Genomic DNA, 26,683 nt, shown 5'->3' with positions numbered 1-26,683 from the left:
ATCCCGCGAGAAGGCGCATAAACCATGCTCCATGACCACGATGCCTGCCGACGACACCAATGAATTCGCTGCTTCCGAGCAGCCACTATCGATCTATGAGCTGATCCGGGAAGATATCATTTCCGGGCGCCTGGAGCCCAATGCGCGGCTAAAGGTTGCCGATCTTGCGACGCGCTATGGCACCTCGACCAATCCCGTGCGCGAGGCGCTGCAGCAATTGCGCGGCGAAGACTTTGTGGTGATGGAGCCCAATCGCGGGGCGCGGGTGCGGCCCATCGATGAGGCTTTCGTGCGCGACATCATCGAGATCGAGATGCTGATCGAGCCGGCGCTGACCAAGTGGTTTTGCTCGATCGCAACCGATGCCGATATTGCTGATCTCGAAGCGGCGCAGGCCGCAATCGAGGCGCACAATTTTGCCGATCCCAAACATCACGGCGAACTCGATACGCGGTTTCACCAGCTCATCTACGACCGCCACTACAACCGGCACGCGGCTGATCTTTGGTGGAAGCATCGCGAAATCCTGCGGGCCATCAGCCGGCGTTTTCCGACCTCGCTGAGCCGCATGCAGGCTGTGTTGCGCGAGCATCGGGAACTGATCGAGGCTATTCGCGCGCAGGATGCCGATCGTGCCGCCGCGGTTGTGGCGCTGCATGTGGAGGGGTCGGGTCGGCACATCATCGAGCAGATGGGCGTTGCTAAGCGGAATGGGCCGAGGAGAACGCCGGCCTAGGGGCATTCGAGGGAGGAAACCAATGAAAATCACGGACTTGCGCTGCGCCGTCATAGGGCGCCACCCGATCGTTCGTGTCGTTACGGACGAAGGAGTTTATGGTTTGGGCGAGGTGGAATACACCAAGCCGTACCTAAAGCCCTGGGTGCTGCATTTTCGCGAGGCGCTGATCGGGGAGGATCCGACCGATGTCGAGCGCTGCATGCTGAAAATCCGACAGCGCGGGTCTTTCAAGCCCTATGGGGCGGCGGTCAGCGCCATTGAGCATGCGCTTTGGGACATCGCCGGCAAGGCGGCCAATGTGCCCGTCTACAAGCTGCTCGGCGGCAAGGTGCGCGACAAGGTGCGGGTCTACAATGGCTCCATTCGCAAGAAGCGCACGGGAGATCGGCCGGAGGACTATGCGGCCGACGTGAAGTGGATGATGGAGCGGCCGGAAAACTTCTTCATGGTGAAGCAGGGGATCAGCTTTCACTCCAACATGAAGGATTCCATCGACGACTTTCACTACGGCGTCAGGCAGGAAAAGGCTGGCTATCACGGCGCCATGGATCAGGGGCAGATCAGCGAGCGCGGCATGGCGCACATGATCGACTGCGTCATCGCCATGAAGGAAGTCTTGGGGGACAAGGTGAGCCTGGCGCTCGATTGCGGGCCGGGCTGGTTCCTCAACGACGCTATCCGCTTTGCGCAGGCGACGGAAAAATACAATCTCATGTGGCTCGAGGACATGCTGACCGGGGACTATGTGCCCTGGGTCAATCCACAGGCCTATCGCGAGCTTACGGTGTCGACCTCGACGCCGATCCATACCGGCGAGCAGATCTATCTCAGGCACAATTTCAAGGAGTTGATCGAGACGCAGGCGGTGCGGGTCGTGGGGCCCGATCCGGCTGATATTGGCGGGATTGCGGAGCTGAAGTGGGTGGCCGAACACGCCTATATGCACTCGATCATGATGGCGCCGCATGGCACGGCCAATGGGCTTCTTGGGCTCGGCGCGCTGATCAATGTCTGCGCCACGCTGCCGGCCAATTATATCGCCTTTGAATATCCGAGTGCGTCCGACCCTTGGTGGGAGGACATCGTCATTGGCCTGCCAAAACAGATCGTGCGGGATAGTCACGTCGATCTGTTGGAAGCACCGGGGCTGGGGCTCGATATCGATGCCGAGGGGACGAAAAAGTACCTCTCCGAGGAGGATGCTGGTTTCTTCGACTAGCGTGGCGAGGCGCTACCTCCGGTTTTCCGCCGCGGTGGCTGCTTAAGCGTGAATGCGCATGCGCCATGTGCATCTCCTTTTCTCCTCAAACTGGAGACAATCGAAAGTCCTACTGGCGCTTTGTTGGTCATCTCGGTAATGCATGCGTATGCATTATGGAGGGTTGACCCATGCCAGTTTGGCTGAAGCGCGGTAAGGATGTTGAAGAGCGGGCCGAGGCGGATCGCCAGGTTCGGGCGACGGTCGAGGGGATTCTGGCCGATATCGAAAAGCGCGGCGACGCTGCCGTGCGGGATCTGTCGATCAAGTTCGACAAGTGGGATCGCCAGAATTTTCGGTTGAGCCAGAAAGAGATCGACGATTGCGTGGCGCAATTGACCGATCAGGATCTGCACGACATCGAATTCGCCCAGACCCAGGTGCGCAATTTCGCTCAGAAGCAGAAGGACACGATGCTTCCGCTTGAGGTCGAGACCATGCCGGGCGTGACGCTGGGCCACAAGCATGTGCCGATCAACGCCGTGGGCTGCTATGTGCCAGGCGGCAAATATCCGCTGCTGGCTTCGGCCCATATGTCGGTGCTGACGGCGAAGGTCGCGGGGTGTCCGCGCGTCATCACCTGCGCTCCGCCCTTTAGTGGCAAGCCGGCGCCGGCGATCGTCGCGGCGCAGGCCATGGCGGGTGCGGATGAAATCTATGTGCTCGGCGGCATCCAGGCCATTGGCGCCATGGCTATCGGCACGGAGACGATCCAGCCAGTCGACATGCTGGTGGGACCCGGCAATGCCTTTGTCGCCGAAGCCAAGCGCCAGCTCTATGGTCGCGTCGGCATCGACCTTTTTGCCGGCCCAACCGAGACCCTGGTCATCGCTGACGAGACTGTCGATGGCGAACTCTGCGCGACAGATCTTCTGGGGCAAGCGGAGCATGGGCCCACGAGCCCGGCCATTCTGTTGACCAATTCGGAGAAGCTGGCGCGCGATACCATGGCCGAGATCGAGCGTATTCTCGCCATTCTGCCGACGGCCGACATCGCGAAAAAGTCCTGGGCCGATTTCGGCGAGGTTATCGTTTGCGACTCTTATGAGGAAATGCTGGCGGAGGCCGATCGCATCGCCTCTGAACACGTGCAGGTCATGACCGATCGCGACATGTGGTTCCGGGACAATATGACCAATTTCGGCGCCCTGTTCCTCGGGCCGCGCACCAATGTGGCCTATGGCGACAAGGTGATTGGCACCAATCACACGCTGCCCACCATGAAGGCGGCGCGCTATACGGGCGGCCTCTGGGTCGGGAAATTCCTCAAGACCTGCACCTGGCAGACCGTGACCACCGACGAGGCCTCGGCTGAGATCGGCGCCTATGGCTCGCGCCTCTCCATGCTCGAAGGTTTTGTCGGCCATGCGGAGCAAGCCAATATCCGCGTGCGCCGCTATGGCGGTCGCAACGTGCCCTATGGTACCGCTGCCGCACCGACAGCAGAGGCCGCCAAGTAATGATGCTTCCCCGCACGCCCAGTTTCCGTCTCGATGGCAAGCGCGCCCTGGTGACAGGCGGCACGCGCGGGATCGGGCTGGGCGCGTCGGTTGCTCTGGCTGAGGCCGGGGCGCATGTGACGGTGGCGGCTCGCACCGCCGCCGATGTCGAAGGTGTGGTCAATGCCATGGCCGACATCGGTCTTGCGGCCGAAGGCGTCGCCATCGACATCACCGATTTCTCGGCTGTCCGCGAATTCGTCGCCGAAAGCGATCCGTTTCACGTGCTGGTCAATTCGGCCGGCACGGCGCGGCACAGTTCGGTCGCCGGCATTACTGAGCCCGACTATCAGGCGGTGATGCAGCTCAACCTCGCTGCGACCGTCTTCGTGTCGCAGGCCGTGGTCGGCAAGCTCCAGGCAGCCGGACAGGGTGGGTCGATCATCAATGTCTCGTCGCAGATGGGCCATGTCGGCGGACCCAACCGCGCGATTTACGCTGCCAGCAAACATGCTGTTGAAGGCCTCACCAAGGCCATGGCCATCGAGCTGGGCGCCAGCAATATTCGCGTCAACACGATCTGCCCGACCTTTATTGAAACCGAACTGACGGCGAAGAACCTGAGCGATCCCGATTTCCGCTCATGGGTTCTTTCCAAGATCAAGTTGGGGCGTCTGGGCCGGGTGGAAGACATTATGGGGCCAGTGGTTTTTCTCGCCTCGGATGCGGCGGCGCTGATCACCGGCACCGCGCTCTTGGTGGATGGTGGATGGACGGCGGAGTAAGGAAAACCGGGGTCACGTCTTCGCAGGTGGCGCAGCGCGCGGGTGTTTCCCAGTCGGCTGTGTCGCGCAGCTTTACCCCCGGCGCTTCCATTGCCCCCGAGACCCGCGCCAAGGTTTTGGCGGCGGCCAAGGAGCTGGGCTACCGCCCCAATGCCATTGCTCGCTCGCTGACGACGAACCGCTCGCGCATCGTCGCGGTGGTGATGGCCTATCTCGACAATCTCTTTTATCCCGACGTGCTCGAGCAGTTGGGACGTTTGCTCGCCAAGGAAGATTACCGCCTGCTGCTTTTTACCGGCCTGGCTGATGGCGACAGCGACCCGGTTTTTGACCAGCTCATGCAATATCGGGTTGATGGCATCGTGCTCGCCTCGACCTCGCTGTCTTCGGCCTTGTCGGAAGAGTGTGCCGCGGCTGGCATTCCGGTGGTTCTGTTCAACCGCACTACCGAGCGCGACGCAGTATCGAGCGTGACGACCCGCAACCGCGAGGGCGGGCGGCGGGTTGCCGAGTTCCTGCTGGCCGGTGGCCACGAACGCTTTGGCTATATTGCCGGGCTCGAGAGCTCATCGACCAATCGCGACCGTCTCGCGGGCTATCGCGAAGCGCTGGCCGAGGCGGGGCACACGGAAATCCTGATTGAGGTTGGCAATTACGATCGTGCCGAAGCACAGGCGGCGGCGCGAAAACTGCTGACGCGACCGGATCGTCCCGATGCGCTGTTTGTCGCCAATGACCACATGGCTGTTGCGGTGATGGACGTGGCTCGGTTTGAGCTTGGGCTTTCTATCCCCGAGGACATTTCCATTGTCGGCTATGACGATGTGGGGCCAGCGCGCTGGGACGCCTATGGCGTCACCTCCATGAGCCAGCCGCATAAGCGCATGGTCGAGGCTACGGTGGAAATCCTGATGAGCCAGATCAATAGCGGGGAGATCGAGGCGGAGCATCGCGTGTTCAATGGGGAACTGGTGGTGCGGACATCGGCGAGACTGCCGGCTTCGGGGGTGGTCGAGGTCGAGGGCAGGCGGGTGTTCAGGCCGGGGCGGTGAAGACCTTTTTGGGCGGCTAGCCAGGCTGCGATCTTGCCGGGAAATCTACCCCATCGTCACCACCGGGCTTGTCCCGGTGGTCCATACCGTCCGGGGTCCCCAAGGTGGATTGCCGGGACAAGCCCGGCAATGACGAAAGGGGGTATTGGGGAATGGCTTTAGCCGCGTGACCGTCAGCCTTCCCCCAGCCCATCACGATAGTCATTCAAATCCGCGTCGACCGATGACGGGGCATCGATCCATTCGATCATCGGTAATCCCGTTGCCGGATCGCGCGCCGGAATGGGCAGCATCATGATGCGCTTGGCCACGGTGCGGCGGCTCTCTTCGGTGAGATTGGCCTCCTGCACATTGTCCCAGTCGCGGCCATCGGGATAGCCGCCGACCATCTGCACGTCGTCGGAATTGCCGGTCATGCAGTGGGAGACGCCGGCCGGCAGGACGACGATGTCGCCCGCTTCCACCCGCAGTTTCACCCCGCCCACCCCGAAGAACTCGACCTCCATCCAGCCCCGCGCGCAGCCGAGGCATTCATGCGTCGTCGAATGGAAATGGGGATAGGTGTAGATGCCGGGATAGCGCCAGTTGTTGAGCCAGTTGTTTTCGCGCAGCCGCGCCATCACCGCGTCTTCGCCGCCGCCCGGCACAGCATTGCGATGGACCAGCAGCGGAAAGCGGGAATTGGGCAGCATGCCCTTGGGCTTGGACCAATGCAGTTCTGTCTTGATGCTCATGAACCTTCCCCTTCTTGAACGAAGAAGGGGCGCCCTTGGGCGCCCCGCAGTCGTCGTTGGGAAGTTTTTATTCCGTACCGCCCCAGGCCTGGGGATAGTTCGGCATGTCTTCGCAGCCGCACATGGCGTAGTGGAGCGGCGGCATCTTTTCGTTGATGTATTGGTCGAGCACGTCCTGGGTGATGGCCGGCTGCGGCAACACCCATTCCGGGCTCGGGACCTGTTCGCCCTTGAGCGTGTTCACCGCAGCAATGATGGCGGTGCGCCACTGATAGGTCGGGTAGGTCGGGGCAATGCCCTTGAAGCCAAGGTCGCGCCACTTCTGGAGGTAGTCCTGCTGGTCTTCGCCGGTGACGACGGGGACATCGACGCCCTGGTCTTCAAAGGCTTCGACGGCGGCGACGGCGGTGGCGCCGGCATCCATCCACACGGCGTCGATGGTGCCGCGCTGCAGGTAGTCTTCGACAATCGACTTGGTCTTGGCATTGTCGCCATCGGTGAATTCTTCACCGAGGACTTCAAGGCCAGCTTCCTTGAACATGTTGCGGGCGCCCGAGGCGCGGGTTTCGAGCACGTCGACGCCCGGCAGGATGCGCAGCATCAGCACTTTGCCGCCGGCCGGCACATTGGCGATGATGTGTTCGGCCGCCTGGATGCCGAAGCCATAGCCACCCACCGGGTGGACGAAGGTGACCGGGCAATCGGTGGTGACGCCGCGGTCGAAGACGATGACCGGAAGACCGGCGGCGCAGGCTTTTTCGACCGCCGGCGTGAGGGCCGCGGTGGAGTTCGGCGAAACGATCAGCACGCTGCAATTGCCGCCGGCCAAGAGGTCGTCGATATCGGCGATCTGCTTGTCATCAGAACCTTCGGCGTCGACATGGGTGAAGGTGCCGATTTCCGGATGGAGTTTCACTTCCTCGGTCATGTCGGTGTAGCCGACCACGCGCCAGGGATTGTTGACGCCGGCATTCGAGAAGCAAACGGTCCAGGGACCTTCCTTCTTGAACGAGGCGGTATCGGCCATGGAGTCGCCGGCATATTGCAGATACGGCTGGTCCGCAGGGCCGTTGAAGGTTGCGGTCAGCTGGTCGCGCTGCTTGGCGAATTCGGCCGGGTCGTCAAAGTTTGGAGCCTGAGAAAATGCGGCTCCGGTCAGCATGCCGAACACGGCAGCCGCCAAAATAATCTTCTTCACGTCTTCCTCCCTCGTGAGGTTTTCCCACTCTTCCCTCAGACGGCCGATCGGCCATCTGTCTCAGCTCATCGGCCCGCGCGCTTGCGCTGGTAAGTCGCAAACGCCACTGCGCCGATGAGGATTAGTCCCTGCACCACCAGGCGAACCGGCTGGGCCAGCCCGAGAAGGTTGAGCAGGGTGAATATGGCTTCGAGCGCCAGCGCGCCGGCAATGGTCGCGGGTACGGAGCCGCGACCGCCGAGCAATTGCGCGCCGCCGATGACGGCGGCCGTGATGGCCTGCAGCTCGAAGCCCGAACCGATATCGACCGAGACGCCGGCCCGGCCACCGAGAATGACGCCGGCGAGAACTGCCGTCAGCGCCGAGACGACGAAGGCGGAGATGCGCACGCGCTCGACTGGCACGCCGGCAAGACGCGCGGCCTGCTGGTTGTCGCCCACGGCATGCAGCATGCGGCCGAAATTGGTGCGGTGCATGCCCCACCAGAGGATGGTGCCGAAGACGACGAGGCAGATCACGGCGACTGGCAGCAGCGTGATCACCGGTATGTCGGTGATGTTGTAGCGGCCGAAGAAGCGGAACGTGTCGGGCAGGTAGCCGCGCGGGGCGCCGCCGGACCACATGAAGGCGACGCCGTTGAGCGTGATCATCATGCCGAGCGTGGCGATCAGCGATGGGACCTTGAGGTAGCTGACGACGAGGCCGTTGATGAGCCCGATGACGGCGCCGATGCAGAGCATCAGGGGGATAATCCAATAGGTCGAATTGGGATCGTTGCTCGCGAGCATGGACGAGCCGATGACAGTCAGCGTCATGATCGAGCCGACGCTTAGATCGAAGCCGCCCGAGACGATGACATAGAGCGCGCCGGCCGAGAGAATGGCGAGGGCGGTGACGCGCTTGAGGAAATTCATGTAGCCGGTGGGTTCGCCGAAGGCCGGGTTCATGACGATGATGGCAAGGATCAGCGCCGCGACCAGCACATAGACCGGATTGATCTTGGGCAGGCTGCGCTTGGCCGCGGCGGGCCGGGGAAGGGATTGCGCGCTCATGCGACGGGCCTCTTCGAACGGGCGGCATAGAAGGCGACGGCGGCGACGATGATGATGCCGCGCAGCACCTGTTTTACGAAGGCATCGACGCCGGCGACGTTGAAGATGGAGTCGATGAGCGAGAAGATGATGACACCTGCCATGGTGCCCCAGATGCCGCCTCGTCCGCCCGCGAGCACGGTGCCGCCGATGACGACGACGGCGATGGATTCGAGATCATAGACGCCCTCGGCGCCGATCCACGGCGCGCCGGAGCGGAGGCGGGAGGCGAGGTAGATGCCGGCAATGGCAGCGCAGAGCGAGCAGATGACATGGGCGCCGATGACGACGCGATCGGTCTTGATGCCGGCAAGGCGCGCCGCATCCTTGTTGCCGCCGACGGAGTAGACATCGGAGCCGAAGCGGGAAAAGCGCAGGACGAACCAGGCGCAGCCGGCGAGAACGAACATGAAGATCAGCGAGAAGGGCACGATGCCCACCGTGCCATAGGCGAAGATCTGGAACTCCACCGGCACGTTGCCAGCGAAGTTGTTGTAGTAATAGGACAAAACGCCCTGGATGATGAGCGACATGCCCAGCGTCGCGATCAGCGGATTGACCTCCAGCTTGGTGATGACGAGGCCATTAGCGAGGCCGACGACGGCACCAAGGGCGAGGACAGAGGCAACCGCTGGCAGCATCATGGCCGGGTCGCCATTCATGACCACGGAGGTGACGACGGCAGCGGCTGAGATGACGCTGGCGACGCTGAGGTCGATCGAGGCGACGAGAATGGCAAAGGTCTGTCCGATGGCAGTGATGCCAAGGGTGATCGAGCGGCTGAGAATGGCCACGAGGTTTTCGAGGGTGAGAAACCGCGTCTGGCCCATGATGATGATCAGGGCGATGTAGAGCGCGATCGCGGCCAGCAGCAGGATCGTGGAAGCGTGGCGCTCGAAGCGGAAGCGACGGGGATTTTTGGCGGGGAGGGGCATGTCGGTCATGCGGCAACTCCCGTTTCGCCTGTGGCGGCCAGCATGAGTTCGGCCTCGGTTGCCGAGCGGCCGAACTCGCCGGCAATGCGGCCTTCGCGCATGACCACGATGCGGTCGGAGGCGCCGAGGATCTCGGGCAGGTCGGACGAGACCATCATCACGGCCGTGCCGGCGCGGGCGAGGTCGCGCATGAGGTGGTAGATGCTGGCCTTGGCGTCGACGTCGATGCCGCGGGTGGGTTCGATGAAAATCAGAACTTTTGGGCGCAGGGCAAGCCAGCGGGCTACGATAGCCTTCTGCTGGTTTCCGCCGGAGAGGAAGCGCATTTCCTGCTCGTAGGAGGGGGCGCGCACCTTCATCTGATCGAGAAGGGCATTCATGCCGGTGAGGTCGGTGAAGCGATTCGCTTTGTGACCGCCGAACGGATTGGCAAAGCTGCGGGCGGTCAGCATGCCGTTGTCGCGCACCGACTGCATGAGGAACAGCGCCTGCGCCTTACGATCGCCCGGCAGCATGCCGATGCCGGCGCGAATGGCGTCGCGGGGCGAGGTGAGGTGGACCGCCTTGCCATCGAGGGTCATGGTGCCCGACGTGAATGGTGCGGCACCGAAAAGGGCCATGGCGAGCGGCGTGCGGCCGGCGCCTTGCAGGCCCGCAAAACCGACAATTTCGCCCGAGCGGAGTTCGAGGTTGATGTCGCGCAACGCGGCATTCGTGCCGCCGGAAACGGAGAGGACGACGGGGCCGATTTCAGACGACGTCGCTGGTTCGGGATAATATTCGGAGATGTCGCGGCCGACCATGGCACGAACGATGACGTCGGGCGCGGGGACATGGTCGAAACTCGCGGTGGCTTCGCCGTCCTTGATGACAGTGACGCGGTTGGCGAGGCGGGTGACTTCGCGCATGCGGTGGGTGATGTAGACGATGGCTGTGCCCGAGGCGCGGAGCTGGTCGACGAGCGAGAATAGCACCTCGCATTCGGCTTCGTTGAGCGCGGCGGTCGGCTCGTCCATGACGATGACTTTGGCATTGAGCGAAATCGCCTTCGCGATCTCGACCATCTGCTGGCTCGCCACGTCGAGATCGGCCACCAAGGTTTCCGGCTCGATGCGATGGCGCACGCCGAAGAGGCCGAGCACGCGCTGGGTCTCGGCAACCATCGCCTTGTTGTCGATCAACCCGTTCTTCATCGGCTCGCGACCGAGGAAGAGGTTTTGCGCGACGGTGCGCTCCGGCAGCAGCGAAAATTCCTGATAGATCACCGAAATACCGGCGAGGAGGGCTTCCTGCGGATGCTTGAAATGCTGCTCCTGACCGTCGATCAGCACCTCGCCGTTATCGGGTCGATAGACGCCGGAGAGGATTTTGATGAGCGTCGATTTGCCTGCGCCATTCTCGCCGCAAAGCGCATGGACCTCGCCGCGGGAACAGGTGAAGGACACGCCGCGCAGCGCCTTTACCGCCGGGAACGACTTGGAAATGCCGCGCATCTCGATGGTCGGGACGTCACTCATGCGGCGATTTCCTTCCCGGCCGCGTCCCACGTGCTGCGGATGAAATCAGCGCTTTCGGAAAAGAGCGTGTCGTAATCGGGAAAGAGCGGGCGCCAGACACGCGTCGCTGCCGCGATGGCGGGGAGGCCGGCGCCAAAGGCTTCGAGCGTCACCCAGCCATCGTAACCCGAGCGGCGGACAGCCTGCATGATTGAGAGAAAATCGATATGCCCGCGACCGGGAATGCCGCGATCGTTCTCCGAGATATGGACGATGCCGACATGCGGCGCCACGGTTTCGTAGGCTGCGACCTGATTGCGATCTTCGATATTAGCGTGGAACGTGTCGTACATGATCCGGCAGGCCGGATGGTCGACGCGGCGCGCATAATCGCGGCACTGCGTCGTCGTGTTGAGGAAATAGGTCTCGAAGCGATTGAGGTGTTCGAGGCTGAGATAGATGCCATTGGCCTCGGCGCGGGTCGCCAGCGCACGGTGCGCCTCGGCGCCATAGGAAAGCTCGCTCTCGGTGGGGCCGCTGCCGGTAAAATGCCCGATGGGGGCGTGGATCGGCCCGCCGACGCTTTGCGCGCCAAGCGCAATGGCGCAATCGAGGGCCCAATCGAGATGTTTCCGGCCGCGCGCCCGATTGTCCCGGTCTTCCGAAATCGGGCTGGCATCGGGGCTCGGCACTATGGAGGTCGTGCAGCGCTCGAGCCCTATGGCATCCAGCTCCTTGGCCAGCCACGCATAATGCGACGGCTCGCCGGAAAGAACCGGCACCTCGACGCCATCATAACCCAGCGCCTTGATCTGCCGGATTGCCGGCAGATGCGCTTCGGTCACGAAGTCGGTCAAGCACAGCAGATTGATGCCGAGCTTCATATGCTTCCCCTCGCGCCGGACGGTGCGCAGCCGCTCTCGATCGCCTTGAGGCACGTACAACAATTGTTGCACCTCACCTCGCCAGCGAATTTCGAACGCCGCAGAAAACCTGCTCCGGCCTAAACTCCTCCACGGTCCGAAATGTCAGTCTGGCTGTCTTTATGACTGCTCTGGTTGACTTCCGGACGTTCGACTCTCTCTAGCATCAGCGCCAGGAGGCGAACGTTGCGATCATTGCGCACTGCGTGCACTCGCGCGTTCGAATGATAACACTGGTAGAATTTGCACATGGAGGGGACCATGAACGCAGAGGCCCGTTTGCACGCCTTGGCCCGGCCGGCCGTCTTCACCGAGCCCGGCGCGCTGATGTATGCCGGCAATTGCGCCGACCTTTATGAGGCCTCGCTCGCCGGCAAGGTGACGTTGAACGCCTGGACGCGGCGGAAATATCCGGGAAAGCCGCTTGGCGAAGCGCTGCCGCAGGTGCTTTCCGTGGGCGGTTGGGACGCAGTACGCACCCAGGATTGGGGGCTCAAGGAGCACTGCAACGAGGGCGTGAAAATCGCCTATCTGGCGCGCGGCTCCATGGTGCTCAAGGTCGATGGGCAGCGGCACGAGCTGACCGAGGGCCAGATGTTCGTCGTGCGCCCCTGGCAATTGCACCAGTTCGGCGATCCGCATGTGTCGGCCAGCCAGATCATCTGGGTGCTGTTCGATGTCGGCGTCCGCCGGCCGCATGAAGACTGGCTCTGGCCCGACTGGATGGCCTGGCCGGAACGAGATACCGAGCGATTGACAAGGCTGCTGTCACGCAATGAGCAGCATGTTCTTACCGCCAGCCGCGACGTGATGCGCAGCTTTCACGATATTGCCGAGATCGTCGCTGGGCATGATGTTGCCGGCGACGAGACCCGCCTGCGCCTCTTGATCTCTATGATGCTGCTGCAGTTCATGAAGCAGTTGGAGAGCCAGGCACCGGTGTTGGACGAAGATCTCGCCAGCTCCAAGCGCACCGTGCAGATTTTTCTCAATCGCTTGCCGCATGCGCTCGACGAAAACTGGACGCTCGAAAACATGGCCGCCGAATGCAGCCTGTCGCGCACGCAGTTTTCCCAGCATTGCCAGGCGCTGACCAATATGACGCCGGTGCGCTATCTGCAGATGGTGCGGCTGGAGGCGGCAAAGAAGTGGCTGAGTGAAAAGGCCGATGCCAGCGTGACCGAAATCGCGCTGGAATGCGGCTTCTCCTCAAGCCAGTATTTTGCGACTTGCTACAAACGGCGGTTCGGATTCTCGCCGCAGGAGACGCGTAGGGAACCGCACGCGGCTTAGGCGCGCTCCTCCCAGAGGCGCGCCAGTTCCACGATCGTGGACACAGCCTTTTCCATGTCCTGCCGGCTGATCCATTCGAGCGGCGAATGGAAAGCGTGGCCGCCGGCAAAGATATTGGCGGTGGGCAGGCCCATGAAGGAGAGGCGCGATCCGTCTGTGCCGCCGCGAATGGAGCCGCGCACTGGCTCCATGCCGGCACGGCGGATAGCTTCGACGGCGAACTCGACGATCTCGGGGTTCTTGTCCAGAACCTCCTTCATGTTGCGATACTGCTCCTTGACCGCAATGCGATAGCTTGAGCCCGGGTAGTTCGCGATCACCGCCTTGGCGATCTCGTCCACCATGGCTTCCTTTTCATGGAGGCCAGCGACGGTGAAATCGCGCACGATCATGGAAATCGTTGCCTTTTCCATCGAGCCGGTCACGCCGACGGGATGCACAAAACCCTCGCGGCCTTCGGTGCCTTCGGGGGGAGACGTCATGGGGCAGGCGGGCGATGATCTCGCCAGCGATCTTGATGGCATTTTCCATGCGGCCCTTGGCAAAGCCGGGATGCATGGCGACGCCGGTGATGGAGATTTCGAGCCCATCGGCCGAGAACGTCTCGTCCTCGATGGTCCCGGCGGTTTCGCCATCCATCGTATAGGCAAAGCGTGCGCCGAGCTTTTTCAGATCCACCTTGTCGACGCCGCGGCCGATTTCCTCGTCGGGCGTGAATAGCAGTTTGATCGCGCCATGCGGGATGGATTTGTCTTTGAGCAGGATTTCCGCCGCCGTCACGATTTCGGCGACGCCCGCCTTGTCGTCGGCCCCGAGCAGGGTCGTGCCATCGGTGGTGATGAGATCATTGCCGATCTGGTTGTTCAGTTCGGGATGTTCAGAGACGCGGATGACGCGGCTCTTGTCGCCGACAAGAGTGATGTCGCCGCCGGCATAATTCTTGATGATCTGTGGCTTCACGCCCGTGCCGCTGAAATCGGGCGCCGTATCGACATGCGAGCAGAAGCAGATGACCGGTACGTCTTTGTCGGTATTGGCCGGGACGGTGGCATAGACATAGCCATTGCTGTCCATTTCTGCGTCAGCAAAGCCGATTGCCCGCAGTTCGCTGACAAGCAGACGGCTGAGTGTCTTCTGCTTTTCCGTCGAAGGCTGGGCGGGCGAAGCGGGGTCCGACTGGGTGTCGATCTGCACATAGCGCAGGAAACGGTCGAGAACGGTATCGGTCATGAAAAGGCTCGTCTCAATAAGAATAGTCAGTTGGCGCTTGGGCCGACGCGGGCCGGGTCGAGGCGCGTCGGACGATTGGGCAGGGCAAGCGCTGTCTGGCGCGGCGCGGTGCGGGCGATGACGCGGCCGTGCTTGATGACCGCGAGGCGCGTGGCCTTGAGGCGGATGGCCTCGATGGAATCCGTCGCCTGTAGCAGGACCATGTCGGCCTTGTTGCCGACTTCGACGCCATAGCCCTCGAGATGCATGATCTTGGCGGGGCCGGTGGTGACGGCGTCAAAGCACTGGCGCATGGCGTCGCGGCTGGTCATTTGGGCGACGTGGAGGCCCATGGAGGCGACTTCGAGCATGTCGGCTTGGCCCAGCGAATACCAGGGGTCCATCATGCAGTCCTGGCCGAACGCGCAGGTGATGCCATAGGTCAGCATTTCGGGGATGCGGGTCATGCCGCGGCGCTTGGGATAGGTGTCGTGGCGGCCCTGGATGCCGATATTGATATTGGGATTGGCGGTGGCAGAAACGTCGGCCTCGGCCATCAGCGGCAGCAGCTTTGAGACGTAGTAATTGTCCATGGAGTGCATGGACGTCAGATGCGAGCCGTTGACGCGGCCATTGAGGCCGAGGCGCTGGGTTTCGTAGGTCAGCGTCTCGATATGGCGGCTCAGTGGGTCGTCGGTTTCGTCGCAATGGAGATCGACCAAGAGGCCACGCTTCTCGGCGATTTCGCAGAGGGCTTTCACGCTCGCAGCGCCGTCAGCCATGGTCCGCTCGAAATGCGGAATGCCGCCGACGACGTCGACGCCCATGTCGAGGGCGCGGTCGAGGAGATCGATGGCGCCGGGGGAGCGATAGTAGCCATCCTGCGGGAATGCGACGAGTTGCAGGTCGATATAGGGGGCGACGCGCTTCTTCACCTCGAGCAGGGCTTCGACGCCGAGAAGGCGGGTATCGCAGATATCGACATGGGTGCGAATGGCGAGGAGGCCCTGGGCGACAGCGAGGTCGCAATAGTTCAGAGCGCGTTCGATGACGGCTTCATGGGTGAGGAGCGGCTTCAACTCGCCCCAGATCTGGATGCCTTCGAGCAGGCGCCCGCTTTCGTTGAAGCGCGGCTGGCCCAGGGAGAGGGTGGCGTCCATATGAAAATGGCAATCGACGAAGGGCGGGGAGACGAGTTGCCCGTCGGCATCAATCACCTCACCCGCCTCGCCGCCGAGATTGGCTTCAATGGCAGCGATCTTGCCGTCCTTGATGCCGACATCGAGACCTTTGCGGCCGTCGGGCAGAGTGGCATTGGTGATTTTCAGCTCGAACATTCTTTTGGTCTCTCGTCTCGAAAGGTGGTCGGGCGGATGGAGGGCTACCACCGTCCTCTCCCGCTCAGTCGTCATTGCCGGGCTTGTCCCGGCAATCCATCTCGCCTCAGCATGGACCACCGGGACAAGCCCGGTGGTGACGACGATTGATAGGTCGTGCCAGCCCGGAACTAGTGCCGCTGCCCCTTGGTCCAGGGTTGCAACAGCGCGCGGGGATAGTCCGCGCGCCGCGCCACCAGGATCAGTGCCACGATGGATAGCAGATATGGCAGCATGAGGAAGACCTGGCCGGGCACGACTTGGCCGATCTGTGCCTGAAGGCGGATCTGGAAGGCATCGAAGGCGCCGAAGAGCAGCGCGCCGAGCAAGGCTTTACCCGGCTGCCAGGAGGCGAAAACCACCAGCGCAATGCAGATCCAGCCGCGGCCATTGACCATGCCGAAGAAGAAGGCATCGAAGGCCGACATGGTGAGGAAGGCACCGCCCAGCGCCATCAGCGCCGAACCGGCGACGACGGCGCCGACGCGGAGGCCCACCACCGAAAGGCCCTGCGCTTCAACGGAGGCAGGATTGTCGCCCACGGCGCGAATGGCGAGGCCGAGCGGGGTGCGATAAAGCACCAGTGCGACGAGGACCACGAAGACCAGCGCCAGGAAGGTCAGCGGCGTCTGCTGGAAGAGGGCGGGGCCGATGAAGGGCAGGTCGGAGAGGCCAGGAATATTGAGCGGCTGGAAGGCAGCAATGCGGGGGGGCGAGGTCACATCGGGCAGGGCCGTGCGATAGGTGAAATAGCTCACGCTGGTCGCAAGGAGCGTTATGCCGATGCCGGAGACGTGCTGGGAGAGCCCGAGAATGACGGTGAGGAAGGCGTGCAGCAGGCCGAAGAGCGCGCCTGCAAGCGCTGCGACCAGCACGCCGCCCCAGAGGCCGGCACCGAGATAGACGGCGAGCCAGCCGGCCATGGCGCCGGCGACGAAAATGCCCTCGATGCCGAGATTGAGCACGCCGGCGCGCTCACAGATAAGGGCGCCGAGGACGCCGAAGATCAGTGGCGTGGCGATGCGGATGGCGGCGGCCCAGAAATTGGCGGAGCCGAGAATGTCGAAGAGGACGTCCATGCTCAGGCCCCCACTTGCCGGCGTTCGAATATGACGCGGAACCGCAGGAAGAAGCTGCCAACCAGCACGCAGAGCAGCGACAGGGCCACGACGAGATCGGCGATATAACTCGAAATGCCGGTGGCGCGGCTCATCGAGTCTGCGCCGACGAAGACGGCGGCGACAAAGACAGCGGCGATGACTGTACCGACGGGCGAGAGGCCGGCGAGCATTGCGACGACGATGCCGGAATAGCCAAAGCCGGGCGACAGGTCGGAAGACAGGTAGCCTTTTACGCCGGCAACTTCGCCGACACCGGCGAGGCCTGCGAGACCGCCGGAGATGAGGGCAACCTTCAGCATGGTCACATCGACCGGAATGCCGGCAAAGCGGGCGGCGGCCTTGTTCTCGCCGACGGCGCGGATTTCAAAGCCGAGCACGGTCTTGCGGACCATCAGCCAGAGGATCAGCGCGGCGACGAGGCCGGTGATGAGGCCCCAGTGCATGCGCAGGCGCGGCACAAGCTTTGGCAGCTTTGCCTCGGCGATCAGCGGCACCGATTGCGGCCAGCCCATCGACAGCGGGTCTTTCAGCACGCCTTCAACCAACATCTGGATGAAGAGGATCACCACGAAATTGAGCAGCAGGGTGATGACCACCTCGTCGGCGCCAAAGCGCTGCTTGATGATCGTGGGGATGACCATCATCAGCCCGCCAGCGAGGAAGCCGGCGATCATCACGGTCGGGATCATCAGGGCCGGCGGCAATTGCAGGAGTCCGCTGCCGACGCAGACGGCGGCGAGGGCGCCGATATAGAGCTGGCCCTCGGCGCCGATATTCCAGAGCTTTGCGCGGAAGGCGACAGCGGCGGCAAGGCCGGTCAGGATCAGCGGCGTGGCGCGGTTGAGCGTTTCGCTTAGCGCAAACATCGAGCCGAAGGCGCCTTGCAGCATGAGCCAATAGGCTTCCAATGGCGTGCCGCCGGCAGCAACAACAGGAATGGCGACCAACAGCAGGGCGATGACTCCAGCCGCGAGCGACACGGTGAGTTTGAGGCCGACGGAGGCGTGATCCCGCGGTTCCAGACGAAGGCTCATGACGCAATTCCTACTGGCGGGCGGGCCTGGCCGGCCATCATCAGGCCGATCGTGCCGCGGTCGAGGCTTTCGCTGGACCCGGCATCGCTCAATTCGCCAGCGTGAACCACGACGAAGCGGTCGGCGAGGGCGAAGAGCTCGTCGAGGTCTTCGGAGATCACCAACACGGCAGCGCCGCGGTCGCGGGCGGCGAGGATGCGGCGATGCACTTCGGCCTGTGCGCCGACGTCGAGGCCGCGGGTCGGCTGGTTGGCAAGGATGACGCGTGGTTCGCGCTCCAAAACGCGGGCGAGAATGAGCTTTTGCACATTGCCGCCCGAGAGCAGCCGCGCCTCGGCATCGGGGCCGGGGCAGCGAACATCATAGCCGGAAATGGCAGCGGTCGCGCGCTCGCGCATGGCTTTGCGATCAAGGAGGCCCATCTTCGAAAAGGCAGGGCTGCGCACTTCTTCGATGGCGATATTGTCGGCAACGCTCATCGTGCCGACAACGCCATCATGTTGGCGGTCCTCCGGCATGCGGGCAACGCCTGATGTCACGAGATCGCGCGGGCTGGCTTTGGTGACGGCTTCACCGTAGAGCCGCAGCGTCCCGCTGCTTGGCACGGCAAGGCCCGAAATCAGTGCTGCGATGCCCGATTGCCCGTTGCCGGAAACACCGGCGAGGCCGACGATCTCACCAGCGCGCAGTTTCAGGTTGACGCCGCTCAGCGCCTGGCGACCTGCGCCATGGAGCGAAACGTCGTCGAATTCCATGAGGGTTTCACCCGGCAGGGCGGGGATGCGAACAACTTCGGCAACGGCCTTGCCGACCATGAGGTCAGCGATGGCACGGCGATCAGCTTGGGCGGTCACGAGTTCCCCGGCTTTCTTGCCCGCGCGAAGGACGAGAATGCGGTGGGAGACGGCGAGGACTTCGCCCAGCTTATGGGAGATGAAAATGACGCCGAGCCCATTGGTGGCGAGCCGACGCAGGACCACGAAAAGCCCCTCGGCTTCCTGCGGGGTCAGCACGGCGGTGGGCTCGTCGAGAATGAGCACTTTTGCGTCGCGATAGAGCGCTTTCAAAATCTCGATGCGCTGCTTTTCGCCAACTGTCAGGTCGGCAACGCGGCGGTCGAGATCGACGTCGAGGCCGCTCTCGGTGATGATTTTTTTGACTTTTGCTCGTGCGGCGCTCTCGCGCCCGAAGGAGAGCAGCGGTTCGGTGCCGAGGCGGATATTGGCGAGGCCGGAGAGGTTTTCGGCAAGGGTAAAATGCTGGTGCACCATGCCGATACCGGCCTTCAGCGCGGCGCCGGGCGAGCCGGGGGGCAGGGTGGCCAATGCGCCATCGTCGGCTAGCACGCGGACATCCCCTTCGTCCTGCACATAGTGCCCGAAGAGGATGTTCATCAGCGTCGTTTTGCCTGCACCGTTCTCGCCGAGAAGGGCGAGGATCTCGCCCCGATGCAGGTCGAGGGAAATGGCGTCATTGGCGGTGAGGGCACCGAAACGTTTGGTGATGTTTCTGAGCGAGAGGAGCACTGGGGCGTCGGTCATGGGTGGTGCTCCGGGGAGGTCGGACCTTGGAGTATGCCGTTCACCCCCCTCCCAGCCTCCCCCATCAAGGGGGAGGTGCCGATCGAGTGTGTGGCACCATCTCGTCAAACCCACAAATCTTCACCTCCCCCTTGATGGGGGAGGCTGGGAGAGGGTGAGGGAGCCACAAATGTTGCGGCTCCCAAATATCTTACGGCGTCGAGGTCGGTTCGGTGTCGTCGATCTCGACCGTAAAAGTCTTGGCGATGATCTCGGCTTCCTTGGCCTTGGCAGCAGCAACCGCGTCGACGCCGGCCAGGGCTTCGTCATAGACGGCGCTCGAGCCGCCATATTCCATGAAGGCATAGATGCCGTAGTCGGACGCGGTAAAGCTGCCGGCCTTCACGTCGGCGATGGCCTTGTCGATCATCGGCTCACCGTGCCAGAGGGCGCTGGCGAGGATGGTGCCGGGATAATCGGCCGAGGTGTCGATGACGTTGCCAATGGCGAGAATGCCGCGTTCCTTGGCGGCGTCGGAGACGCCAAAGCGTTCGGCATAGAGAATGTCGGCGCCGGCATCGACCATGGCGAAGGCCGCTTCCTTGGCCTTCGGCGGATCATACCAGGAGTTGATGAAGCTCACCGAGAAGGTGACATCAGGGTTGACCGACAGCGCGCCCGCCTTGAAGGCGTTCATCAGGCGGTTCACTTCGGGAATGGCGTAGCCACCCACCATGCCGATCTTGTTGCTCTCGGTCTTGAGGCCAGCAACGATACCCGTGAGGTAGCTCGGCTCATGGATGAAGTTGTCGAAGGTGGCAAAGTTCGGTTCCACCGGCGGCAGCGACGAACCCATGAGGAACGATATTTCCGGATACTCCGAAGCCACGGCGCGGGCCGGCTGCTCGACACCGAAAGCCTCGCCGACGATGAGCTGCACGCCCTGCTCGGCATATTCGCGCATCACGCGCTCATAATCGGTGTTGGAGATGTTTTCGGAATAGACGTAGTCGATTTCGCCGCGATCCTTGGCGGCCACCAGCGCATTATGCAGGCGGCTCGCCCACTGCTGTTCGACCGGCACGGTCCAAATTGCGGCGACCTTGGTCAGGTCCTGCGCGATGCTGACGCCGCTCATGGCCAAAGCCATACCGGCAGCGAGTACACCCACAAAGCTACGGCGTCCAAGCGTAGAAAATTTGCTCATTTTGTCCCTCGTGTCGAAAACTTCATCCGGGAAATCCCTGCTCATTCTCTGAGCAAGAACCCGCGTCTTGGCAAGCACAGCCGTTCCGTTGTGCACCGAACTGTCACAATCAGAACTGGCTGAGGGTTGTCCGCACATTGCCCAGGAAGCCATTGAGCTGGCCGGGCGAGACATTGTTCATGTCGTAGAGCGCCAGGTATTTCGGCCGCGTCTTGAACGTCACCCAGCCCCAGCGCATGGCGAGGCGCCGCGGCGGATCGCCCATGACCCAGGTGCGCCAGCGATTGCCGCCATAGGTCGTTACGAAAGCGACCTTCTTGATGTTGGTGAGGCAGGGCACGAGTTTGCCGCGATCCCCGCCGCCTTCCATGTTGAAGGAGACGCCCGGCACGAAGACGCGGTCAAAATAGCCCTTGAGGATCGCCGGATAGCCATAGTTCCAGACGGGGTGCACTACGACCAGCGCGTCGGCTGCCTGCAGCCGATCGACATAAGGCTTTATGGCCGGCGTCACGTTGCCGGGAACGTCATGATAGTTGAGCCGCTCTTCGCGCGTCAGGACGGGTGAAAAGCCTTCCTCGTAGAGGTTGAGAGGATCGACCTCGTGCCCGGCGCTCTGCAATCCCTCGATAGCCGTTCGAAAAAGCGTCCGGTTGAAACTCGTCTCGACGGGATGGGCGTGAATGACATGAACGCGCATCAGGCCGCATGCACCGGGTTGAGGCCGTCAAAGAGCCAGGCTTTGCCGGAGGAAAAATCATAATCCGGATTTTCCCAGGCGATCATCTTGCCAGGGTTGAGAATGCCCTTGGGGTCGGCTTCCTTCTTGAAGGCCAGTTGCTTCTGGTCCGTGCGCTTCATCCCGCCTTCCTCGAGGGTGAAACGGTGCGGATTGAAGACGTCGCAGCCGTTCTCCTCGTGGATGCGGATGATCTCTTCGAGACGCTCCTCGGTGGTGTAACGCACCATGGGAAGGCCGGCATAAGTCACGAGGCCATCCTGCCGGGTCATTTCGATATGCATGGGCAGTTCGTCGCCTAGTATGTCGACGATCTTTTTCACGTGCTCCAGCGTCGGATAGCGCGTCTGGAGATAGGTGATGGTCGGGTCGATCTTGAGCGCGCGCAGGGTCGTGTGGTTCCAGGCGAGCTCATAGACCGGCGGCAGACGCCTTAATTCCTCTTCGCTCGCCTTGTCCGAGCGATAGAGCATCTCGCCCTTGTGGTGCGAAACGAACAGTGCCAGCGCTTCCACCGAAACCGGCGCCACCATGATCAGCACGACCGATTGGCCGTCCTTGATGTAGGGCTTATGGCGGTTGAAATAGGCCTGCGGAATGGGCGCGGCACAGGGCGAGAGTTCCTTGAGCAGGATACCATCCTGCCGAGCCAGCTTTTCGGAAAAGGCTGCCGCCTCGATAAAATCATCGAAGCCGACCATGACGTCGATCCAGTCATGCGCCTCGGTCAGCGGCATCTCGGCTTCAACGATGATACCATTGGTGCCATAGGCATGCGCGACCTTGAGGATGTCTTCGCCGACGAGATCGAGTTCGCGCGGCTCGGCCTCGCAGGTGATGATTCTTAGCCCGAGGATCGAACCAAGCGCGCGCAAGCCGCCCCAGCGGATCGAGCCGACACCGCCAGAGCCGCCGGCAATGAAGCCGCCGAGTGAGGCCATGCGATAGGTGGACGGGTGAAAGCGCAGTTCGCCGCCCACGGCTTCCTTGGTTTCGTGGTCGAGCTTTTCGAGAACCGCGCCGGCCTGGGCCCGCACGCGGTCCTTTTTGATCTCGAGCACCTTGTCCATGTTCATCAGGTTGAGCATGGCGCCGCCAGAAAGCGGCATGGCCTGGCCGTAATTACCGGTGCCCGCACCACGAGGGGTGATCGCCACGCCATGCTTGTAGGCGGCGCGGAGGACGGTTTTCACTTCGTCGTTGGAGCGCGGGGAAACCACGACCTCGGCGGTGACGTGGTCGAGCTTGGCCTTGAGCACGGGCGAGTACCAATAGTGGTCACGGCTGCGCTGCTGCACGATGCGCGGATTGTCTTCTTGCGGAATGTCGCCCAGTTCGGCGCGGAAAGCGGCAATGCTCATGATTGGCCCATCAAGTCGTCGAGTTCACGGTAATCGGGAAGGGTGGTGTCGATCGCCTGTCCGGCGCGGATCACGGTCCGGTCGGCCTGCGGGCGCGACATCAGTTCAGTCCAGGTGCGGCCCTTGAAAAGGACCAGATCAGCCGGTGCCCCGACGGCCAGCTCACCTGTGTAGCCAAACTCGGCAATCGCGGCCGGGTCGGCCGTGACCACGCGCGACCAGGCAAAGGCCTCGGCCTGCGGGTGATCGAAATGGAGAATGCGCGCGCCCTCGCGGAAAACCTCGAAGCCGTCGAGATCGCCATAGGCGTAGAAGGGGTCGCGCGTATTGTCCGAGGCGATGGCGACTTTCACACCGGCCGCCTTGAGTTCGTTGACGAGCGTGACGCCTCGCCAGCGCGGCGTGCGGACGCCGTCTTTGTTGTCACGGTCCTGCAGGTACATGTTGCACATGGGCAGGGACACGACGGCGATGCCGGCCCGTGCCACCTTGTCGATGACGCGCTTGGCGGTCTCGCTGTCCTGCACGGCGAGCGAGCAGCAGTGGCCGGCGACGACAGAGCCGGTGAAGCCGCTTTCGATCACGGCATCGGCTAGGCATTCCAGCGCATTGGCTTTTGGGTCGGGGCTCTCATCGGTGTGGAGGTCGATGTTGAGGCCCAGTTCTCCAGCCATCTCCACCAGCTTGCGCATGATCGTCGGATTCTCGGGATGCACCGCGGTGGAGCCACCGAGGATGCCGCCGGATGCCTTGGTTCGTGTCGCGACCGCCCGCAGCTTTTCGGCGTCGAGGATCGTGTCCGGCCCCATCAGGCCAGCGGCCTGCAATTCGATCCGTCCTGCCCAGCGCTCGCGCATGGCTTCGAAGACGTCCCAAGTGATGTCGTGCTGCGGCGGGGCCATGTCGAGATGGGTGCGGATGGCGGCCGTGCCGTGCGCATAGGCACAGCGCAGCGAGAAATCCATGCGCCGCTCGACATCGCTTGCCGCCCAATTGGCCTCACGGTCGCCAAGCACCGCCATCAGCGCGCCGAGCCAGGTCCCATCCGGGTTTTCCTTGCGCGGCCAGATGTGGCCCTTGTCGAGATGGGTGTGGAGATCGACGAAGGCCGGCAGGACGATATCGCCGCGGAGATCGATCTGCTGCGGCAGGGTTGCCGAACCGGGGGCGCCGATCGAGGCGATCTTGCCATCGGCGATCGTGATGTCGACCTTGGCGAGATCGCCCGAACTCGCGTCGCCAAGCACCGAGACCGGTACGCTGGCATTGGTGATGGCATAGTGGCCATCGGCAGGAATAGTGATCGGCACCTCAATTCTCCCGCTTGAGGGCACTTTCGTGCCAGCGGTGCAGCAGCAGCCAGGAAACCAGCGAGGTCATGGCGAAAATGGCAACGCCGGTCAGCATCAGCAGCACCAGAGCCGCGTAGAGCCGCGGATAGTTCAGCCGATACCCGGACTCGAGCAAGCGGAACGCCAGGCCAGCACCCTTACCGGCGGAGCCTGCGGCGAACTCAGCCACCACTGAAGCGATCAGCGACAAACCGCCACCAATTCTGAGGCCTGCCGCAAAATAGGGCAGGGAGCTCGGCAATTTCAGCTGGATCAGCGTCTGCCAGCGATTGGCACCATAGAGATCGAACAGGTTGAGCAGGTTGTGGTCGACGCTCTTGAGGCCCGCGACCATATTGGAAAGGATCGGAAAGAACGCCACGACGAAGGCGCAGGTGAGCAGCGCCGATTGCGTGTCGGGCATGTAGATCAGCAGCAGCGGCGCAATGGCGATCATCGGCGTCACCTGCAGGATCACCGCGAACGGAAACACCGCCAATTCGATCCAGCGGCTCTGCACCAGGATGATGGCTATACCCACCCCGCCGATCAGCGCCAGCGCTAGTGCGAGAAAAGTGATGCGCAGGGTAACGAGCAGCGAGGGATAGAGCGTCGGCCAGTCATTGATCAGTGCCGTGATGACGTCCATCGGCGCCGGCATGATGTAGCGGGGCACCTGATTGACGACGATGTGGAGTTGCCAGAGCCCGATGGCCAGCAGCACCATGAGGATCGGAATGGCGATACTCAAAATCCGTTCGAGCCTTGAATCCTTGTGGACCACAATGGCGACGGCGCTATCGGTGCCCGCTTCCGAGCGATTGGAGAGGGTTGGGGCCGCGTCGGTCATTTGCCCTGTGCTCCCAGCATGATGGCTTCTTGAAGGGCACGCGATACCTTGTCGGTCGTCGCCCGATATTCCTCGGAAGTGCGGTAGTGCTCGTCTCGCACGGCCGAGGTTTCGATTGGCAAGTCGGCGCAGACCTGGCCTGGCCGCGCCCGCATGACCACGATGCGGTTGGAGAGGAATGCACTCTCGAACACCGAGTGGGTGACGAAGATCACCGTGATGCCGGTTTCACGCCATAGCCGCAGCACATCGTCATTGAGCTTCTGCCGGGTGATTTCATCAAGCGCTGCAAATGGCTCGTCCATCAGCAGCAGCTTGGGCCTGGTCACCAGTGCCCGCGCGATCGAAACGCGCATTTTCATGCCGCCCGACAATTCTCGCGGATAGGCATTGGCGAAATCGCCGAGGCCGACACTGGCGAGGTTTTCCATCACGGCCGCGCGGGCCTGCGACTTGCCCTGGCCGCGCAGCTTGAGCGGCAGGTGCACATTGTCGAACACGGTTGCCCAGGGCATCAGCGTCGGCTCCTGGAACACGAAGCCAACATCGCCTTCGGGCAGGCCCTTGGAATTGATCTTGGACGAAGGCCAGTCGATGCTGCCCGAAGAGGGGGCGCCAAGGCCGGCGATGATGCGCAAGGCAGTGGATTTGCCGCAGCCCGAGGGGCCGAGGAGGGAAATGAACTCACCGGCCTGCACGTCGAGCGACATGCCCTTGAGGGCCAGCGTGCCATTGGAAAACAGCTTGCTGACCTCCCGCATGGCAACGACGGGGCGGCGTGAACTGGCGGTTGGCGCCTGCGGCGCCGGAGCAACGGAAATATCGGTCAATGAAACAAGCACCCGGGTTAGGGCTGGAACGGCGCGGGCAGTATCGCCCGCGCCGAGGTCTCCAGACTACTTTACGAGATCCGTGCCGAGGCCCTGGCACACATACTCGGTGGTATAGGCCTGGGTCACGTCGATGCCGGTGTCATAGAGGCCGATAGCGGCCATGGCGTCGTAGTAGGATTTCCAGCGCTCGTCGGTCATACAGCCGATGCCCTTGTCCTCGGCATCGCCGGAGACCACGATGCCATATTCCTTCATCTTGGCGATCGAGAAGGCGATCTGCTCGTCGGTCATTTCCGGATTGTCCGACTGGATCAGCTCGTTGGCCGCGGTGTTGTCGCCATAGAGGTAATTGTACCAGCCGATGATCGATGCCTCGACGAAGCGCTTGGCCACATCGGGGTTCTCTTCAACCCAGGGCTTCATTGCTTCGATGGTGGTCGAATAGCCATTGTATTCGCCCTGGTCGGCGATGAGGTAGACGACAGGGGCAAATCCGGCCTGGCGCTCGATTTCATAGGGTTCCGAGGTCAGGTAGCCCTGCTGCACGGCCTTTGTATCGGAGAGGAACGAAGCCGGGTTGAACTGGTAGGGTTCGTACTTCTCATCCACAAAGGCCGGCCACTTGGCTTTCATCCATACGTAGTAGCCGGCAAAGCCATCGGCCCCCATGATGATCTTGCTGGCATCGGCCAGCGATTCAAAAGTGTCGAAACCTTCATCGGGATGGGCCATCAGGATCTGCGGATCCTTCTGGAAGATCGACGCCAGCGTGATCGTGGGAATGCCTTCCTTCACCGCGTTGATCGCGCCGCCGGAGCCGCCCATGTAGAACTGCACCTGGCCCGAGATCAGCAACGGACGGCCCGGCGACTGCGGTCCGCCCGGCATGATCGTTACGTCGAGCCCGTACTTTTCATAAGTGCCGTCGGCGACGGCCTGATAGTAGCCGCCGTGCTCGGCCTGGGCCAACCAGTTGGTGGCAAAGGTCACCTTGTCTTGCGCAAAGGCCGGCGTGGCGGCGAGCGCCATGGCGGCCAGAATGGTCGTCTTGATTGAAGCGTGCATTTACTGCGTTCCCCTGTGCCCCGGTCGTTTCGCCGAAGCCAATTTCTCGGGCGATCTCCTTCGCCCTGGCAGCACCATTCCGCACGACGCTCCT

At 62.5% G+C, this 26,683-nt stretch carries 23 protein-coding genes and 1 pseudogene; 6 read left to right on the top strand and 18 right to left on the bottom strand.

Annotated features, from left to right (window positions below):
• Window positions 1-31 precede the first annotated feature (31 nt).
• The 5 genes from NVV77_RS02350 (at window position 32) to NVV77_RS02330 (ending at window position 5,273) form a co-directional block, all read left to right on the top strand.
• Window positions 32-736: a GntR family transcriptional regulator gene (locus tag NVV77_RS02350; protein ID WP_295410339.1), complete on the top strand. Its 705-nt coding sequence runs from the start codon at window positions 32-34 to the stop codon at window positions 734-736.
• A gap of 22 nt (window positions 737-758) precedes the next feature.
• Entirely contained in the window at window positions 759-1,958 is a 1,200-nt protein-coding gene (locus tag NVV77_RS02345) for a mandelate racemase/muconate lactonizing enzyme family protein (protein ID WP_295410337.1), read from the top strand.
• Between the two features lie 170 nt (window positions 1,959-2,128).
• Window positions 2,129-3,457, top strand: a complete 1,329-nt coding sequence (hisD, locus tag NVV77_RS02340; RefSeq protein WP_295410335.1) for a histidinol dehydrogenase — start codon at window positions 2,129-2,131, stop codon at window positions 3,455-3,457.
• Window positions 3,457-4,221 (top strand): SDR family oxidoreductase, encoded by a 765-nt coding sequence (locus NVV77_RS02335; protein WP_295410333.1) that lies wholly within the window; start codon window positions 3,457-3,459, stop codon window positions 4,219-4,221. The genes hisD and NVV77_RS02335 overlap by 1 nt, the downstream gene beginning before the upstream one ends.
• The gene (locus tag NVV77_RS02330) at window positions 4,206-5,273 is read left to right on the top strand and encodes a LacI family DNA-binding transcriptional regulator (RefSeq protein ID WP_295410331.1); all 1,068 of its coding nucleotides are present in this window, start codon (window positions 4,206-4,208) and stop codon (window positions 5,271-5,273) included. The genes NVV77_RS02335 and NVV77_RS02330 overlap by 16 nt, the downstream gene beginning before the upstream one ends.
• A 173-nt stretch (window positions 5,274-5,446) precedes the next feature.
• On the opposite strand, the gene NVV77_RS02325 is transcribed toward NVV77_RS02330, so the two are convergent.
• The 6 genes from NVV77_RS02325 to NVV77_RS02300 form a co-directional block, all read right to left on the bottom strand.
• The gene (locus NVV77_RS02325; protein ID WP_295410329.1) at window positions 5,447-6,007 is read right to left on the bottom strand and encodes a cupin domain-containing protein; all 561 of its coding nucleotides are present in this window, start codon (window positions 6,005-6,007) and stop codon (window positions 5,447-5,449) included.
• A 67-nt stretch (window positions 6,008-6,074) separates the two neighbouring features.
• On the bottom strand, window positions 6,075-7,205 hold the full coding sequence (locus NVV77_RS02320; RefSeq protein WP_295410327.1) for a substrate-binding domain-containing protein: 1,131 nt from the start codon (window positions 7,203-7,205) through the stop codon (window positions 6,075-6,077).
• A gap of 65 nt (window positions 7,206-7,270) precedes the next feature.
• Window positions 7,271-8,257, bottom strand: a complete 987-nt coding sequence (locus NVV77_RS02315; RefSeq protein ID WP_295410325.1) for an ABC transporter permease — start codon at window positions 8,255-8,257, stop codon at window positions 7,271-7,273.
• On the bottom strand, window positions 8,254-9,240 hold the full coding sequence (locus NVV77_RS02310; RefSeq protein WP_295410323.1) for an ABC transporter permease: 987 nt from the start codon (window positions 9,238-9,240) through the stop codon (window positions 8,254-8,256). Before NVV77_RS02310 ends, NVV77_RS02315 begins: the two co-directional genes overlap by 4 nt.
• Window positions 9,237-10,748, bottom strand: coding sequence for a sugar ABC transporter ATP-binding protein (locus tag NVV77_RS02305; protein WP_295410321.1), 1,512 nt, complete (start codon window positions 10,746-10,748; stop codon window positions 9,237-9,239). Before NVV77_RS02305 ends, NVV77_RS02310 begins: the two co-directional genes overlap by 4 nt.
• Window positions 10,745-11,611 carry a sugar phosphate isomerase/epimerase gene (locus NVV77_RS02300; RefSeq protein ID WP_295410319.1) on the bottom strand — a complete coding sequence of 289 codons (867 nt, stop codon included), beginning with the start codon at window positions 11,609-11,611 and terminating at the stop codon, window positions 10,745-10,747. The genes NVV77_RS02305 and NVV77_RS02300 overlap by 4 nt, the downstream gene beginning before the upstream one ends.
• 300 nt (window positions 11,612-11,911) lie before the next feature.
• Between NVV77_RS02300 and NVV77_RS02295 the strand changes: the two genes are divergently transcribed.
• Window positions 11,912-12,943, top strand: coding sequence for an AraC family transcriptional regulator (locus tag NVV77_RS02295; protein ID WP_295410317.1), 1,032 nt, complete (start codon window positions 11,912-11,914; stop codon window positions 12,941-12,943).
• On the opposite strand, the pseudogene pepT reads toward NVV77_RS02295, so the two are convergent.
• From pepT to NVV77_RS02235, 12 genes and pseudogenes are all read right to left on the bottom strand, one after another.
• A pseudogene (gene pepT, locus NVV77_RS02290) lies at window positions 12,940-14,173 on the bottom strand (peptidase T). The gene NVV77_RS02295 and the pseudogene pepT overlap by 4 nt on opposite strands.
• A 26-nt stretch (window positions 14,174-14,199) precedes the next feature.
• Complete coding sequence (locus tag NVV77_RS02285) at window positions 14,200-15,489, bottom strand: amidohydrolase family protein (RefSeq protein WP_295410315.1); 1,290 nt, start codon at window positions 15,487-15,489, stop codon at window positions 14,200-14,202.
• 170 nt (window positions 15,490-15,659) lie between these two features.
• Window positions 15,660-16,607, bottom strand: coding sequence for an ABC transporter permease (locus NVV77_RS02280; RefSeq protein WP_295410313.1), 948 nt, complete (start codon window positions 16,605-16,607; stop codon window positions 15,660-15,662).
• A 2-nt stretch (window positions 16,608-16,609) separates the two neighbouring features.
• Window positions 16,610-17,683: an ABC transporter permease gene (locus tag NVV77_RS02275; RefSeq protein WP_295410311.1), complete on the bottom strand. Its 1,074-nt coding sequence runs from the start codon at window positions 17,681-17,683 to the stop codon at window positions 16,610-16,612.
• Window positions 17,680-19,224: an ABC transporter ATP-binding protein gene (locus NVV77_RS02270; protein ID WP_295410309.1), complete on the bottom strand. Its 1,545-nt coding sequence runs from the start codon at window positions 19,222-19,224 to the stop codon at window positions 17,680-17,682. The genes NVV77_RS02275 and NVV77_RS02270 overlap by 4 nt, the downstream gene beginning before the upstream one ends.
• A gap of 190 nt (window positions 19,225-19,414) precedes the next feature.
• Window positions 19,415-20,410 carry a BMP family protein gene (locus NVV77_RS02265; protein WP_295410307.1) on the bottom strand — a complete coding sequence of 332 codons (996 nt, stop codon included), beginning with the start codon at window positions 20,408-20,410 and terminating at the stop codon, window positions 19,415-19,417.
• A gap of 109 nt (window positions 20,411-20,519) precedes the next feature.
• The gene (locus NVV77_RS02260; RefSeq protein ID WP_295410305.1) at window positions 20,520-21,110 is read right to left on the bottom strand and encodes an NAD(P)H-dependent oxidoreductase; all 591 of its coding nucleotides are present in this window, start codon (window positions 21,108-21,110) and stop codon (window positions 20,520-20,522) included.
• A complete protein-coding gene (locus NVV77_RS02255) occupies window positions 21,110-22,510 on the bottom strand; it encodes an FAD-binding oxidoreductase (RefSeq protein WP_295410303.1) in 1,401 nt (466 codons plus the stop codon). The genes NVV77_RS02260 and NVV77_RS02255 overlap by 1 nt, the downstream gene beginning before the upstream one ends.
• Window positions 22,507-23,826, bottom strand: coding sequence for a cytosine deaminase (locus NVV77_RS02250; RefSeq protein ID WP_295410597.1), 1,320 nt, complete (start codon window positions 23,824-23,826; stop codon window positions 22,507-22,509). Before NVV77_RS02250 ends, NVV77_RS02255 begins: the two co-directional genes overlap by 4 nt.
• Window positions 23,822-24,691, bottom strand: coding sequence for an ABC transporter permease (locus NVV77_RS02245; protein WP_295410301.1), 870 nt, complete (start codon window positions 24,689-24,691; stop codon window positions 23,822-23,824). Before NVV77_RS02245 ends, NVV77_RS02250 begins: the two co-directional genes overlap by 5 nt.
• Complete coding sequence (locus tag NVV77_RS02240; protein ID WP_295410596.1) at window positions 24,688-25,452, bottom strand: ABC transporter ATP-binding protein; 765 nt, start codon at window positions 25,450-25,452, stop codon at window positions 24,688-24,690. The genes NVV77_RS02245 and NVV77_RS02240 overlap by 4 nt, the downstream gene beginning before the upstream one ends.
• Before the next feature lie 135 nt (window positions 25,453-25,587).
• Window positions 25,588-26,589 carry an ABC transporter substrate-binding protein gene (locus tag NVV77_RS02235; protein WP_295410299.1) on the bottom strand — a complete coding sequence of 334 codons (1,002 nt, stop codon included), beginning with the start codon at window positions 26,587-26,589 and terminating at the stop codon, window positions 25,588-25,590.
• Window positions 26,590-26,683: the final 94 nt, after the last annotated feature.

Origin of the sequence: Devosia sp. (assembly GCF_024707125.1) — a bacterium.
Lineage (GTDB): Bacteria > Pseudomonadota > Alphaproteobacteria > Rhizobiales > Devosiaceae > Devosia.
Note: the sequence above shows the minus strand (reverse complement) of the source record. Positions and strands in the feature narration are given on the sequence as shown.

What these genes read in the sequence shown, in the direction of transcription:
- NVV77_RS02350 (WP_295410339.1), top strand. Translation starts at nt 32, where the DNA reads ATGACCACGATGCCTGCCGACGACACCAATGAATTCGCTGCTTCCGAG.
- NVV77_RS02345 (WP_295410337.1), top strand. Translation starts at nt 759, where the DNA reads ATGAAAATCACGGACTTGCGCTGCGCCGTCATAGGGCGCCACCCGATC.
- hisD (WP_295410335.1), top strand. Translation starts at nt 2,129, where the DNA reads ATGCCAGTTTGGCTGAAGCGCGGTAAGGATGTTGAAGAGCGGGCCGAG.
- NVV77_RS02335 (WP_295410333.1), top strand. Translation starts at nt 3,457, where the DNA reads ATGATGCTTCCCCGCACGCCCAGTTTCCGTCTCGATGGCAAGCGCGCC.
- NVV77_RS02330 (WP_295410331.1), top strand. Translation starts at nt 4,206, where the DNA reads ATGGACGGCGGAGTAAGGAAAACCGGGGTCACGTCTTCGCAGGTGGCG.
- NVV77_RS02325 (WP_295410329.1), bottom strand. Translation starts at nt 6,007, where the DNA reads ATGAGCATCAAGACAGAACTGCATTGGTCCAAGCCCAAGGGCATGCTG.
- NVV77_RS02315 (WP_295410325.1), bottom strand. Translation starts at nt 8,257, where the DNA reads ATGAGCGCGCAATCCCTTCCCCGGCCCGCCGCGGCCAAGCGCAGCCTG.
- NVV77_RS02310 (WP_295410323.1), bottom strand. Translation starts at nt 9,240, where the DNA reads ATGACCGACATGCCCCTCCCCGCCAAAAATCCCCGTCGCTTCCGCTTC.
- NVV77_RS02305 (WP_295410321.1), bottom strand. Translation starts at nt 10,748, where the DNA reads ATGAGTGACGTCCCGACCATCGAGATGCGCGGCATTTCCAAGTCGTTC.
- NVV77_RS02300 (WP_295410319.1), bottom strand. Translation starts at nt 11,611, where the DNA reads ATGAAGCTCGGCATCAATCTGCTGTGCTTGACCGACTTCGTGACCGAA.
- NVV77_RS02295 (WP_295410317.1), top strand. Translation starts at nt 11,912, where the DNA reads ATGAACGCAGAGGCCCGTTTGCACGCCTTGGCCCGGCCGGCCGTCTTC.
- NVV77_RS02285 (WP_295410315.1), bottom strand. Translation starts at nt 15,489, where the DNA reads ATGTTCGAGCTGAAAATCACCAATGCCACTCTGCCCGACGGCCGCAAA.
- NVV77_RS02280 (WP_295410313.1), bottom strand. Translation starts at nt 16,607, where the DNA reads ATGGACGTCCTCTTCGACATTCTCGGCTCCGCCAATTTCTGGGCCGCC.
- NVV77_RS02275 (WP_295410311.1), bottom strand. Translation starts at nt 17,683, where the DNA reads ATGAGCCTTCGTCTGGAACCGCGGGATCACGCCTCCGTCGGCCTCAAA.
- NVV77_RS02270 (WP_295410309.1), bottom strand. Translation starts at nt 19,224, where the DNA reads ATGACCGACGCCCCAGTGCTCCTCTCGCTCAGAAACATCACCAAACGT.
- NVV77_RS02265 (WP_295410307.1), bottom strand. Translation starts at nt 20,410, where the DNA reads ATGAGCAAATTTTCTACGCTTGGACGCCGTAGCTTTGTGGGTGTACTC.
- NVV77_RS02260 (WP_295410305.1), bottom strand. Translation starts at nt 21,110, where the DNA reads ATGCGCGTTCATGTCATTCACGCCCATCCCGTCGAGACGAGTTTCAAC.
- NVV77_RS02255 (WP_295410303.1), bottom strand. Translation starts at nt 22,510, where the DNA reads ATGAGCATTGCCGCTTTCCGCGCCGAACTGGGCGACATTCCGCAAGAA.
- NVV77_RS02245 (WP_295410301.1), bottom strand. Translation starts at nt 24,691, where the DNA reads ATGACCGACGCGGCCCCAACCCTCTCCAATCGCTCGGAAGCGGGCACC.
- NVV77_RS02240 (WP_295410596.1), bottom strand. Translation starts at nt 25,452, where the DNA reads ATGCGGGAGGTCAGCAAGCTGTTTTCCAATGGCACGCTGGCCCTCAAG.
- NVV77_RS02235 (WP_295410299.1), bottom strand. Translation starts at nt 26,589, where the DNA reads ATGCACGCTTCAATCAAGACGACCATTCTGGCCGCCATGGCGCTCGCC.